Source organism: Pedobacter sp. L105 (genome assembly GCF_009765875.1).
Taxonomy (GTDB): domain Bacteria; phylum Bacteroidota; class Bacteroidia; order Sphingobacteriales; family Sphingobacteriaceae; genus Pedobacter.
The window spans coordinates 1,197,619-1,210,428 of record NZ_LMUP01000004.1 but is presented as its reverse complement, the minus strand read 5'-3'; the positions used below and the strand labels follow the sequence as shown (position 1 = coordinate 1,210,428).

Sequence of the window (12,810 nt, the reverse complement as noted above, 5' to 3'; positions counted from 1 at the left end):
CCGGCAGTTTTTTAAAGCTGCCGGATAACAATGTTTATTTTACGGTATAGTGGTAAACGTAATGTCCAATATTACCATTGGCATCCAATCCTTCAATAACTGCTCTATAAGTACCTTTTCCGTCTGCATTATAAAACTCTAAAGTAGTATCACCTGCGGCATTGGTCACCACTTTAGGATTCCAGTAAACAGTACTTCTCAGGTCATTTCCAGTATAAGAGGTAGTTTGGGTTACATATTTAGGTGCATAAAACTCTCTCACTTTAGTGTAACCCTTAGGAGATAATTTAAGCATGTTGCTTTGCGGCATCATCTTTTTTAAATCAGCAAGGCTGATATTTGATTTTTCCTTTTTCTTGGTGTTGATGACCATTACACCATTACAGTTGTAGGTTTTGAAAATTAATCCCAGCGGATCTTTCAGGAAAATTTCCACTGATTCTACTTCGGATGGCAATACGCTGCTGATTGATATGGCATCTACTGCATTTCCATTGATAAATATCTGAACCGGTGTTTTATTCCCCTGCTGGAAGTCCCTGCTCACATAAAAGTTATCCGTGTCAAATGTTAATCCTACGGCACTTGATTTTAAGCACATCAGCAGGTCGTTACAGCCGTCAAATTGTGAAGCACCGATTTCATGGTCGGCCATGGCACTCAGTCCTGTTAAGGCCGGGTAATCTGCGTGACTTGGTTTTTTAGCCGGCGCTGATACGATTTTTACTTCCTTCAGTGTACGCAGGTTACTGTATTGTTTTTTACTGTTGTCCAGATAGGTAGATAAAGTACTGTCGATATTTAACACTTCAGCAGGACTGTTAACATTGCCGGTAATATCAGGGAAAGGTTGCTGATCTACCATGATCATCATATTACTTCCTGCAGCATTGTATTTCGCATTGATCAGTAATTCCGCACCATCTTCAAAAACCAGGTTTTTAAAAGCAAAGAGCCCCATGTTGGTCGTCAATGCTTCCGACGAAAGTGTTCTTCCCGGGCTGGTTAAACGAAGTGCGCCTTTTTTAACCGGCATTCCTGTTCTGTCTCTCAGCGTACCTGTAATCGCTATTCCTTGCTCAGGGGCATAATTAACGGATGGGAATTTACTCGCCAGGATATCTTTATAAGAGAAGCGGCGGTAACCCTGGGTAAGCATCAGCATATCCAGTTCAGCACGTTTTTTCTCATCAGTTTTAATAAAATAATAATTAGGGCGTTCCACAAAACCCTGCAGGTCTGAAGTCAGTAAAAGAGAACTTAAGATTGTGGTTTCTGTAGTTTCATCTACCGGAACTTTCTGCTGATCTACTACACTGAGTGAGAAATCTCCAACCAGGTGTTGTGTTGAATCTTTTGCAGAAATGGTCATCTTTACTTTTTGTCTCTGTTTATATACAGGCAGATCTGATTTTAAAGTAAGGTTCATGTTTTTGTGCATCACAAATACCAGACGTTCGCTTATTGGTTCTCCCGTAGAAGAAAATAAGGTCATTTGAATAATTCCTGAAGGGAATTTTTCTGTCGGGATTTTTGCCGCTGTAACCTGTGTCTGTAATTTCGACTGTGCTGCATAATATACCCTGCCTCCGTTTTGGGCAACGATGTAAATGTTCTTACCCTGGTTCTGCTGGAAATAAGTGTCGTTAGCAACGATCTTGAAGTTAATTACTTCCGGATTGCTTAAGCCAGCTTGTATAGTTATCCCTGTTTCTGCAGCTTTAGGCAGTTCGATGCTTTTTTTAGTTCCGTCTTTAAAGGTAATGTTGGCTTTGTAAGTTTTGCCGGTTTCAGCATTCAGGTAAAAAGAACCCATTCCTAAATGAGCGGAAGTAAAAGTGGTGATCTGGTTATTGTCGTTGTCTGTGATTGTTCCTGTGATATCCGTTCCCAATCCGCTTGGCTTAATCGCTTTAAAAGCCACCTGTGTAGGTACCCCTTTGATCAATTCCCCGCCTTCCGGGAAAAACTGAATGTCATCCGGTCCGATTTTCGGTTTCAGGGTAAATGATGCGTTCAGTGCATCCAGGTTATTGCCCATTGTGATTTGGGTACTCAGATCTCCTTTTGTAATCAGCTGGTTTTTACGCGCAGGGATGTTTAATCTTAAGATACCGCTCTGGTCTGTTGTTCCCTTACCTTTAGCAACCACCTCATAGTTTGAGGTGAGGCTCCAGGAAACCGACTTCCCGGCTATCGGAATCTTGTCCATGTTCTTGTACTGGATCTTTGCCTCAATCGTTTGCCCTTTTTCAGTCTGGGTAGATTCATAAGATATGTTGGTAATTACTTTTTTATCTATCGCTTCACCTATAGGGATGGTTTTGGTGAAAAAGTAATCCGGACTGGAGTTGAACATCCATACGGTATAAGCCCTTACATAATAATTTCCCTGTTTGAAATTCACCATGTCCAGGTCTAAACTACCATAGGCCACACTATTGTTAACCGGTAATTTGAGCGACTTAATCAGGGAATCCTGGCTGTTCATTACGTCCACGTAAACAACTTTACTGAGCTGCGAAGGGATGTTTTGTTCGAAGGTGAGATAGGCTTTAAAAAACATCGTATCTGCTACACTGTAATAGGGTTTATCGAAATGCAGATAAACTTTTTCTGAAGGATACTGCTCAGAAATGATCTTTGATTTAGCAAGGATGTTGCTTAAAATGGTCGTGTCCTGCTGAGCGGATGCATTAAAGTGTAGGAAGAAACAAAGTATAGATAAAGCAAATGATAATTTTAAATAATTCATGAATATCTGTTAATACAAGATTAATGTGCTAATATATTGATTTAACGATGAGCTTCCTTATGTTCGGGGAAGCTTTAACATATTTTGACATTTACGATTAAAGATCAGAAAATTCACATAAAAAACCTTCATGGGCTTACAGCTTTCAAAAAGCGATAAATAAGCTCGTGCAAGCTTCGTAACCATTAAAAAAATATATCATAATGAAAAAAGGGAACCGTTTTGCGGTTCCCTTTAAAAATTGTAACAATGTTATTAATTGAATTCGATCACAAACTGAGAAAGCGGTGTACGTACTTTTTTCAGGTTAACCAACCAGTCGCCTTCTTCGGCTCTGTAACCTAATGGCAATAAGGTTACGCTGCGAAGACCTCTTTCTTTAAGTCCTAATAATGTATCCAGTTCAGCGTTGTTGAATCCTTCCATAGGAGTGGCATCAACTTCAAGCAAAGCTGCCTGGGCAATTGCCACACCAAATCCAATGTAAGCCTGTCTTGCTGCATGGGCAAAGTTTTCGTCACTGGTTCTTGTAGTCATGTTTCCTGTTAACTGTACTTCATAGTCAGAAACAACATCATCTGCCGCACCGCGTTCGCGGCTGGAATGGGCAAAAGCGTTTCTGATCCGCGGTTCAGTATAGTTATCCCATGCTGCAAAAACCAATAAATGTGAAGCGTCTTTCACCTGATGCTGACCAAAGGCAATAGGAAGAATTTTTTCTTTAAGTTCCGGATTGGTAATCACCAATACTTTAAAAGGCTGAAGGCCTGATGAAGTTGGAGCCAGACGGGCGGCTTCAATAATCTGATCAACTTTTTCTTGCGGCACTGCCTGTCCGCTCATTTTTTTTGTTGCATATCGCCAGTTAAGCGCTTCAATTAAGCTCATAGTTCTTTATTTTATGTTCTGATAATTTTGTGGTGATTTCCCTATGGGGATGAACAAAAATATCGATGTTCTTCTCTGCTTGTCCATCTTTTGCGCGATTTTACTTTAAAATGATGAGTGATCAGCGACGGAAAAAAATAACGGCATCCATGCAGGATAAATATTTTTTATTTAGTAAAATCATTAGCTGTTTTTTGCTTAAATTAGATTCACTAAACCACATTTGCTTTAAAAATTTGTGTACAAACAAAATAGAATATTTAACGTTTATTTTTTTTTGTGAAGGGAAAACTTCAATTTAGTGTTAACCAAATATAATTTTAACCAAATATGAAAAAGATTCTACTAAGTTTTTTATTGGCTGTGCCTATCCTGGGCTATTCACAATCCTTCCAGGTTAATCTCCAGGGGCAAAAGCAAATAGGAATGGCGGGTGCTGGTACCGGGGTTGCTTTAGATGAAGCAGCAGTTTTTTTTAACCCGGGAGCTGTCTCCTTTCTTAAACAGAACGGTGTGCAGGGCGGTATCAGCCCTATTTTAATGCGTTCATCCTTCAGGGAAAATGGTTCCAATATCACGGAACATAATGAGAATAAAGTTCCTACTCCTTTCCAGGGTTATGCTGTATTTGGCTCACCGGCCGACAGGTTGCGTTTTGGTATGGGCGTTTACACGCCGTTTGGCGGAGATATGTACTGGAAGCCTGACTGGACCGGAAAGTATACGGTGACTTCACTGGATTTAAGATCTATCTATTTTCAGCCTACTTTAAGTTACAAGATCACCGATCATATTGGTATTGGTGCCGGACTGGTTTATTCGCAGGGTCATGTAGACCTGAAGAGGGCAGTGCCTTTAACCTTAAATAATGGTCAGTCATCCACTGCGGAGCTGGAAGGCGATACCCATGATTTTGGATGGAACGCCGGTATTTATCTGGAAACAGAGGTAGGTATTACTATAGGTATTACACACCGCTCGGAAGTGAATGCCAATGTGAAGAGCGGTGATGCCACTTTCAATGTGCCGGCAGCGCTTAGTGCAACATTTCCAACCAAATTTACCGCATCACTACCTTTACCGGGAACTTCAACACTGGGACTGGGATTTCATCCTTCTGATAAAACCATCATTGATTTTGATGTAAACTGGGTACAATGGAGTAAATACAAAAACCTGGCTTTTAATTATAATACCAATGCAGCAATTCCGAACTCAGTTTCTCCAAGGAATTATCACGATGCCGCTACCTTACGTTTAGGGATACAAAACCAAACTACTGCAAAGCTTGCGCTAAGGGCAGGAGTGGGTTATGCATTCAGTCCGGTAAATGACGGTTACGTTACACCTGAAGTTCCGGATGCCAACCGTGTATTGCTGAGTGCTGGTATTGGCTACAAAGTGACCAACAGATTTAATATTGATGCTTCCTTTTTATATGAAAATGTGAAGAAAAGAAATGAAACCAATATTGAGTCGGGTTTAAGCGGCGAATTTAAAACTGTGGCTTACATCCCCGGCATTTCTTTATCCTATAAATGGTAATTAATCCTTTTCAGAAAAAAATTATGCAATCGAATTATATATTTAGAAGTATTATTGCACTTGGTATAATCACAATGGCCTCCTGCAAACCAGAATTTAAGACTATTACCCCATCAAAGGGAACAGCAGATTTTTCACGTTATATTGCTGTCGGAAATTCCCTGACGGCGGGTTATGCCGACGGCGGCCTATATCTTGAAGGACAGCAGAATTCTTATCCCGAGATGATTGCTGCACAGATGAAAGCTGTAGGCGGAGGTGCTTTTTCTTCTCCGTTTTTCACCGCTGCCCAGGCCAATGGTTCAGGTTACCTGAAACTGACAGGTTTTACGGCTAGTGGAACACCTACTACCGCGGCTGTAACTACAGATCTTGCCGTGCGGGATCAGATTACTATCCCTCCTTACGGTAATATTACGCTATACACCAAGTATACCGGCGACCTTAATAATTACGGTGTACCGGGAATTAAGTTGCTGCAAATTACCAGTGGAGGTTATGCCAATTTAAACGGATATTTTGAACGTTTGCTTCCTGATAATTCACCCGCCATCAATACCTCTTATCTTAGTTTTGTAACGGCTAAACCTTTTACGTTTTTTAGCTGCTGGTTAGGGAATAATGATATTCTGCTCTATGCAACCGCAGGAGGTGCTTCTCCAACTGATCAGCCAACAGATAAAGGGACTTTTGCCGCTTTATACAACCTGGCGATTTCAACGTTAACTGCCAGTGGTGCAAAAGGCGTAGTAGCTACGATCCCTGATGTACTGAGCACTCCCTATTTTAATACAGTAACCCTGGCATCCCTGCTTAAAGCAGTACAGGTTTCTGCACCTACGGTTAATGCATTATATATTCAGACTGGTTCCGGTGCCGTAAGGGCAGCAACAGCAGCTGATTATTTTGTGCTCCCACTGGCTTCTGCCAATTTGATCGGTACGCCTAACGGTGCTGGATATCCTTATGGACTGCACCCTCTAAACCCTATCACCAGTCAATATGTACTGGACAAAGATGAAGCTGCAATTGTAGCAGATTATACTGATTCCTACAATGCAACCATCAAATCTGTAGCAGCCTCAAAAGGCCTGGCTGTGATGGATGCCTATGCCTTATTAAATGAATATGGATCAGGGAAAGCTGTGAATGGTGTAACAGTAAGTGCCGCTTATATCACAGGTAATCTTTTCTCACTGGATGGGATTCACCTTACGCCAATGGGTTATGCCATTGTTGCCAATGCTTATATTAAGGCGATCAATACACAATATGGTTCAAGTATTCCAATTGTGGATGTAACCAAATATAGAGGAGTTAAATTTCCTTAATTAAAATCCATAAAAAAAGGGGCCTGATGCCAACATCAGGCCCCTTTTTTTATTTCTTCTAGTTTTTTAATTTGTCTTTAAATACCTTCTCCAGTTTTTCCATTTTAGGCAGGATCACTAATCTGCAATAAGGCTGGTTAGAATTTTTAAGGTAATAATCCTGGTGATAACCTTCGGCCAGGTAAAAAGGATCTGCTTTAACAATCTCCGTCACTACCGGTTTTCCGTAGGCATTTGTTTTATTTAACTCAGCTTTGTAATGCTCAGCCTTTAATTTTTGCTCTGGAGTGTGATAAAATACTACCGAACGGTATTGTGTACCCTCATCAGCACCCTGACGGTTTAATGTAGTCGGGTCATGGCTTTTCCAGAATACTTCCAATAACTCATCATAAGATATTTTTGAAGGATCATAGGTTAATTCAACAACTTCTGCATGCCCTGTTGTGCCGGTACATACATCTTCATACGATGGATTGGCAACTTCTCCGCCTTCAAAACCGGATTTTACCGAAGTAACTCCATTAAGGCGCTGGAAGATCGCTTCTGAACACCAGAAACACCCCATTCCAAAGGTTGCTTTTTCTGATTTTTGTGACTGCGCCTCAGCGCTGCCGACTGATAAAAGTACTAAAATCATAATTGATAGATATTTCATTTTTTGCATGTTGTTTTTTTTTAAAACGAAGATGTCGTAGACATATGCACTATTAAAATTTATATGCTCCCGGTAGTTTCATTTGATGCCCTCTTACAAAATTACCTGATTAACTTCTAACAATACGTATATGGCAAAGACTTAGATGTATTGGCCGGGCGATACACTCTAAATTGACAGTTTACTGATTAATTCGCTTTTAATCTCTTTTGTGTTAATAACTTAAATAGTTGTAAATTAGTATGATGCCTTTAAGGAAATTGTTAGATAAGGCTTTATTAACAATAGTTTTATAAATTAGGTTAAATTCAATTTTAAGCAAAAGATCATGTCTACACCTTATATTCCAACCCTGGATCTCGGTTCTTATATCGACGGAACAGCGCAGCAACGTAAAAAATTCTCCGATGAACTGGGACGTGCATTTAATGATTCGGGTTTTGTAACGATCACTAATCACGGTTTAAGCCAGGAATTGATTGACAGGTTATATCAGAACATCCAGGCTGTATTTAGTTTGCCTGCTGACCAAAAAGCGAAGTATGAAAAACCCGAACTGGCAGGTCAGCGTGGTTATACCAGCCCCGGTAAAGAAACCGCTAAAGGCGCTAAAACCGCTGATTTAAAAGAATTCTGGCAGATTGGCCAGACGGTGACCGACGGAGATCCTATCCAATACCAGTATCCTGCCAATGAATATCTGGAAGAACTACCTCAATTTAATGAGGTAACCAATGAAGTTTATCAAAAACTGGAAAGCAATGGTAAACATTTACTCAGGGCAATTGCTACTTACCTCGAGCTGCCGGTTGATTATTTTGACACCTATGTACATAATGGAAATTCTATTCTGAGAGGGATACATTATTTTCCAATAGAAGATCCTGATGCGTTACCTGATGATGCAGTCCGTGCAGGTGCACATGAAGATATTAACCTGATCACTTTACTGATCGGTGCCAGTGCCGACGGATTGGAAGTGCTGACAAGGGCTGATGAATGGCTGCCTATCAAAGCGCACCACTCCGATATCGTGGTCAATGTTGGCGATATGCTGCAACGCTTAACCAATAATAAACTTCGTTCTACCACACACCGGGTAGTGAACCCGCCGAGAGAACTGATGAAAACTTCCCGTTTCTCTGTTCCTTTCTTTCTTCATCCAAGATCCGATATGGATTTAAACAGTCTGGACTCATGTATTGATGAAGAACATCCAAAGTTATATTCTGATATGACCGCAGGGGAATATCTGGATGAACGCCTGAGAGAAATCGGGCTGAAAAAATAGATCCATAGAAATTTCTGAATAATATTTGAAGGCAGAACGGTTGTAAGACTGTTCTGCCTTTGTTTTGTAGGTACCCCGGGTGTAGCCTATTAGTAGCCTTATTGAAGCCCTACCATGTATACTCCATGCGTACCGGAAAAGTACCCCAGCTATACCCCATGTATACCCCTGGGGGTATACATGGGGTATAGCTGGGGTACTTTTAGAGTATAGTTAGGGTACATATGGTAGGGCTTCATTAAGGGTACAATAAAACTTCTTTAAAGCTTTCTACAAACCCGTTCCCGACCAAAAGCAAAAGGGACCCCTGTTCAAGGAGTCCCTTTGTGTTGCTGAGCCTTCTATCGGGATCGAACCAATGACCTACTGATTACAAGTCAGTTGCTCTACCAGCTGAGCTAAGAAGGCTTTAATAGCGGTTATTTGCTAACCGGGCTGCAATTATAAAAGAATTGCACCTGAATACAAAATGTTTTTTTCCATCTCTGTGCCTTCTTTCTCTATCCCTCTGTTTTTGAGCGACAAAAAATATTTTTAGTTGGATACCCCTTTGTCTATCGCATTATTGATCACCTCTTCAATGCGTGAGCGGATGCTCAGTTTTACCAGTTTGCCATTTTCTGTCGGATTGAGGCGGTTTGATAAAAATACATACACTAATCCCCTTGATGGGTCTACCCATACCGCTGTTCCGGTATAACCGGTATGTCCATAGGTTTGTGGTGAGGCTGTTGCGGATGGGTATTTTTTAGCCAGGTCAGGATCCCAGCGATCAAAACCATATCCCCTGCGGCTTACACTGGATTGCCGCGCAGTAAAGGTTTCTACGGTTTGTGGTTTAAAATATTGCTGGCCGCCATAAGTTCCTTTATTCAGTAACATTTGATAAAGAATGGCCATATCGGTTGAGCTGGCAAAGAGACCGGCATGGCCGGAAACACCGCCGGCTAAAGCAGCACCCTGGTCATGTACATAACCCCACAACAGTGTTTTTCTGAAATAAGTATCGTTTTCCGTTGGCACGATCTGGTCTTTGCTAAACCTGTTCCGTGGTAAAAAACCTGCTGTCTGCATGCCTAAAGGGGCATAAAAGTTTTTGAGCACATACTCGTTTAAAGGCTCGCCACTCACATGCTCTACAATGTCTTTCATCACATACATGCTGATATCGCTGTATACATATTTGCCACGGGTACGTATTGGAGCATTCAGCATCTTAGGCCACATGACGTCTCTGAAGTAATCTCTTCTTAGAAAATATCCATCTGCCACTTTTGTTGGGAAATCTGCTGAGGAATCCGGGCTGTGATCAGTAACCTTTACATATTCATGGAAAGGGATGTAAGGAATAAATCCTGCCTGATGCAGCATAACCTCTCTTACCTGAATATCATTCATTGCCGTAGTTCTGGCCATGGCAATATAAGCGCCGATGTTGGTGTCTAATTTAAGCTTATTTTCTTCAACCAACCGCATTACCATGGGGGTAGTGGCCGTAATTTTAGTGACAGAAGCCAGATCGAAGATATCGCTCACCTTATCGGGAACGCCGCCATAAGTATGGTTGCCATAAGCTTTGTTAAAAATCACTTTTCCGTCTTTGGCTACTAAAACTACCAATCCCGGAGTTGCCCTGGCATCAATTGCCTCTGCGGCGATACGGTTAATTTCACTCAGATTATCTGAATTTACACCTGCATCTTCAGGGAAAGTATATTTTAAACGGGTAGCCGTAGTGGTAAAACCAGAACCGGCAGTATATTTTCCGGAGATATTGGCGGTTAACTTGTTGCCTGCAGCAATTCCTCCAAAAATTACCTGAGGAATCAGTATCGCAGCAGCGGCACTTTTTTGCTGGCACCAGATCACCGGGATATTAAGCGCATCAAATGCAGCCAGGCTTCTCTGTTCTCCATATAAAGCTACAATCACAGATTTGTTTTTGGAGATGGAGCTAATAAAATTGATATACCGGGCATTGGCCGTCTCCTGATCAGGAATGGAAATGATCACGGTATTAAAATATTTCAGGTCGTCTTCCAGTTTATATAAGGCGGTAGACGTCTCGTAATTGGCTGATGTAAATGAAGATATTCTGGTATATTTACTCAGCAGGCTGTCGGCCGCAGACTGGAAGCTAAAGCCCAGGCTTACCGAAGCAATAGTTTTTTTCTCCAGTTCTGTAATGGGAACGAGGCTGCTTTGGTTATTCAGCAAAATGGTATGCTGGAGGATATTATTGTTGGTTTTTAGCAGCTCTTCATTTTTCTGATGTTCCTGTGCACAGGCGCTGAGGCTGAAAATTGCAATGATGCAAAGGGTAATGCTTTGCACGAGGTTACTTTTTGGCATAAATTCTTTTAGTTCTAACAAAACGTTAAAGATATAAAAAGCTTATACCGGCTTAGTCATTAATTGGTATTTAAAAACAAAAGATTTATGTATAAGGCTTATTTTCGTTAATTTAGCAACCTTTACGAAGGAGATAAATGTCAGATATAATACAACTTTTACCCGAGAGTGTCGCTAATCAAATTGCTGCCGGAGAGGTAGTTCAGCGACCAGCATCGGCAGTAAAAGAATTGATGGAAAATGCAATAGATGCGGGGGCAAATAAGATACAGTTAATCCTTAAAGATGCAGGAAAGGCGCTGATTCAGGTCATAGATAATGGCTGTGGGATGAGTGTCACCGATGCACGTATGTGTTTTGAACGACATGCAACATCAAAGGTACGTAAGGCAGAAGATCTGTTTGCGATACGCACAATGGGGTTCCGTGGAGAGGCGATGGCCTCTATAGCTGCTATAGCACAGGTGGAAATGAAAACCCGCCGTCATGAAGATGAACTGGGGACTTTAATAGAAATTGAAGGGTCAACAGTTACTAAACAGGAGCCGGTAGCTACTTCCGCAGGTACCAGTATTTGTATCAAGAACCTGTTTTTTAATACACCTGCAAGACGCAATTTCCTGAAAAGTAACCCGGCAGAGATGCGTCATATCATTGACGAATTTCAAAGGGTATCACTGGCAAATCCGGCCATTGCCTTTAGTTTACATCACGACGGACTGGAAATTTTCAGATTGCCTTCATCGGCGCTTAAACAGCGTATCATCCATTTGTTTGGAAATAATTACAATGAAAGGCTGATTCCCGTAGAGGAAGAGACCACCATCATTAACCTGAAAGGTTTTATCGGGAAACCTCAGTTTGCCAAAAAAACCAGGGGAGAACAGTTCTTTTTTGTAAACAACCGTTTTATTAAAGACGCCTATCTGAACCACGCGGTTAACAAAGCATACGAAGAATTACTGGCCGAAGAGAATTTTCCGCTGTATGTGCTGTTCATTGATATTGATCCTTCAAAGATCGATGTGAATGTTCATCCTACCAAAACGGAGATCAAATACCTGGATGAGAAATCAATTTATGCGATTATTCACTCTGCTGTTAAACGCTCCCTGGGCAGGTTTAACATCAGTCCGACGATAGATTTCGATCAGGAAACTGCTTTCAGCAGTATGATCAGCCCTAAGTCGCTGGATGAGATTGTACCGCCAAGTATCAGCTTTAATCCTGATTTTAATCCTTTCAGTGAAGAGAAAGTTCCTGAAAGAGGTTTTACCGCTTACCGGAACACGGAAGGCAGCAGGGAACAAAGCACCAAGAACTGGGGGTCATTGTATGAGATTGTTGATCATAACCCGGTTGAACAGGTTTCCATGGAATTGCCGGGAAACGGACCAGAAGATAAGTATGCCCCTGTGCAGAAACAATTAATGCAGCTCCACAATAAATATATTATTTCACAGATCAAATCTGGTTTAATGTTAATTGACCAGCAGGCGGCACACGAAAGGATACTGTATGAGCGTTTTAGTCTGCATCTGGAGGATAGAAAAGGTGCTTCTCAGCAAAGTTTATTTCCGCAAACCGTTACCTTAAGCCCTAATGATTATGAACTGGCTAAGAGTCTGCTGGACGATATCAAAAGCCTGGGTTTTGAAGTAAGGGAATTTGGTAAGAACACGCTGGTCATTGAGGGGATTCCTGTTGATTTAGGGAGTAACCAGATTAACGAAACGCAGCTTTTTGAACATTTGATAGAAGGGTTTAAAAATTCACAGCAGGAACTGAAGCTGGATAAAAGAGATGCCCTGGCCCGCAGTATGGCCAGGAATAGTTCCATAAAAAGCGGGGTGGTACTGGGACAGGAAGAAATGAATATGCTGATTGAACAGTTGTTTGCCTGCAAGGCACCTAACTTTAGCATCAGTGGTAAGCCAGTGATCCAAACGATGTCACTGACAGAATTAGATAGAAAATTTGATAAATAATA

8 protein-coding genes and 1 tRNA gene are annotated in these 12,810 nt (G+C 41.3%); 4 read left to right on the top strand and 5 right to left on the bottom strand.

Features of this window, described 5'->3' with window-relative positions; all coding sequences use genetic code 11:
- Positions 1 to 34: 34 nt before the first annotated feature.
- Complete coding sequence (locus GSQ84_RS10410) at positions 35 to 2,755, bottom strand: carboxypeptidase regulatory-like domain-containing protein (RefSeq protein WP_158797145.1); 2,721 nt, start codon at positions 2,753 to 2,755, stop codon at positions 35 to 37.
- 255 nt (positions 2,756 to 3,010) lie between these two features.
- Positions 3,011 to 3,643, bottom strand: coding sequence for an NAD(P)H-dependent oxidoreductase (locus GSQ84_RS10405; RefSeq protein ID WP_158797144.1), 633 nt, complete (start codon positions 3,641 to 3,643; stop codon positions 3,011 to 3,013).
- A gap of 330 nt (positions 3,644 to 3,973) precedes the next feature.
- Here GSQ84_RS10405 and GSQ84_RS10400 point away from each other — a divergent pair, with 330 nt between their 5' ends.
- Positions 3,974 to 5,188: an OmpP1/FadL family transporter gene (locus GSQ84_RS10400; RefSeq protein ID WP_158797143.1), complete on the top strand. Its 1,215-nt coding sequence runs from the start codon at positions 3,974 to 3,976 to the stop codon at positions 5,186 to 5,188.
- Between the two features lie 23 nt (positions 5,189 to 5,211).
- Positions 5,212 to 6,519 (top strand): SGNH/GDSL hydrolase family protein, encoded by a 1,308-nt coding sequence (locus GSQ84_RS10395; RefSeq protein ID WP_158797142.1) that lies wholly within the window; start codon positions 5,212 to 5,214, stop codon positions 6,517 to 6,519.
- A 58-nt stretch (positions 6,520 to 6,577) separates the two neighbouring features.
- Here GSQ84_RS10395 and msrA read toward each other — a convergent pair whose 3' ends face one another.
- A complete protein-coding gene (gene msrA / locus GSQ84_RS10390) occupies positions 6,578 to 7,159 on the bottom strand; it encodes a peptide-methionine (S)-S-oxide reductase MsrA (RefSeq protein WP_254070822.1) in 582 nt (193 codons plus the stop codon).
- Between the two features lie 346 nt (positions 7,160 to 7,505).
- On the opposite strand from msrA, the gene GSQ84_RS10385 reads away from it, so the two are divergent.
- Positions 7,506 to 8,468 carry an isopenicillin N synthase family oxygenase gene (locus tag GSQ84_RS10385; protein ID WP_158797140.1) on the top strand — a complete coding sequence of 321 codons (963 nt, stop codon included), beginning with the start codon at positions 7,506 to 7,508 and terminating at the stop codon, positions 8,466 to 8,468.
- 335 nt (positions 8,469 to 8,803) lie between these two features.
- Here GSQ84_RS10385 and GSQ84_RS10380 read toward each other — a convergent pair.
- Positions 8,804 to 8,876: transfer RNA gene (locus tag GSQ84_RS10380), tRNA-Thr, on the bottom strand.
- A 126-nt stretch (positions 8,877 to 9,002) separates the two neighbouring features.
- Entirely contained in the window at positions 9,003 to 10,820 is a 1,818-nt protein-coding gene (locus tag GSQ84_RS10375) for a serine hydrolase (protein WP_158797139.1), read from the bottom strand.
- Positions 10,821 to 10,957: 137 nt separating this feature from the next.
- Here GSQ84_RS10375 and mutL point away from each other — a divergent pair, with 137 nt between their 5' ends.
- Positions 10,958 to 12,808 carry a DNA mismatch repair endonuclease MutL gene (gene mutL, locus GSQ84_RS10370; protein WP_158797138.1) on the top strand — a complete coding sequence of 617 codons (1,851 nt, stop codon included), beginning with the start codon at positions 10,958 to 10,960 and terminating at the stop codon, positions 12,806 to 12,808.
- Positions 12,809 to 12,810 lie beyond the last annotated feature (2 nt).

Bases quoted from the DNA above. Each gene is read 5' to 3' on its own strand.
- GSQ84_RS10410 (WP_158797145.1), bottom strand. From the start codon at position 2,755: ATGAATTATTTAAAATTATCATTTGCTTTATCTATACTTTGTTTCTTC.
- GSQ84_RS10405 (WP_158797144.1), bottom strand. From the start codon at position 3,643: ATGAGCTTAATTGAAGCGCTTAACTGGCGATATGCAACAAAAAAAATG.
- GSQ84_RS10400 (WP_158797143.1), top strand. From the start codon at position 3,974: ATGAAAAAGATTCTACTAAGTTTTTTATTGGCTGTGCCTATCCTGGGC.
- GSQ84_RS10395 (WP_158797142.1), top strand. From the start codon at position 5,212: ATGCAATCGAATTATATATTTAGAAGTATTATTGCACTTGGTATAATC.
- msrA (WP_254070822.1), bottom strand. From the start codon at position 7,159: ATGATTTTAGTACTTTTATCAGTCGGCAGCGCTGAGGCGCAGTCACAA.
- GSQ84_RS10385 (WP_158797140.1), top strand. From the start codon at position 7,506: ATGTCTACACCTTATATTCCAACCCTGGATCTCGGTTCTTATATCGAC.
- GSQ84_RS10375 (WP_158797139.1), bottom strand. From the start codon at position 10,820: ATGCCAAAAAGTAACCTCGTGCAAAGCATTACCCTTTGCATCATTGCA.
- mutL (WP_158797138.1), top strand. From the start codon at position 10,958: ATGTCAGATATAATACAACTTTTACCCGAGAGTGTCGCTAATCAAATT.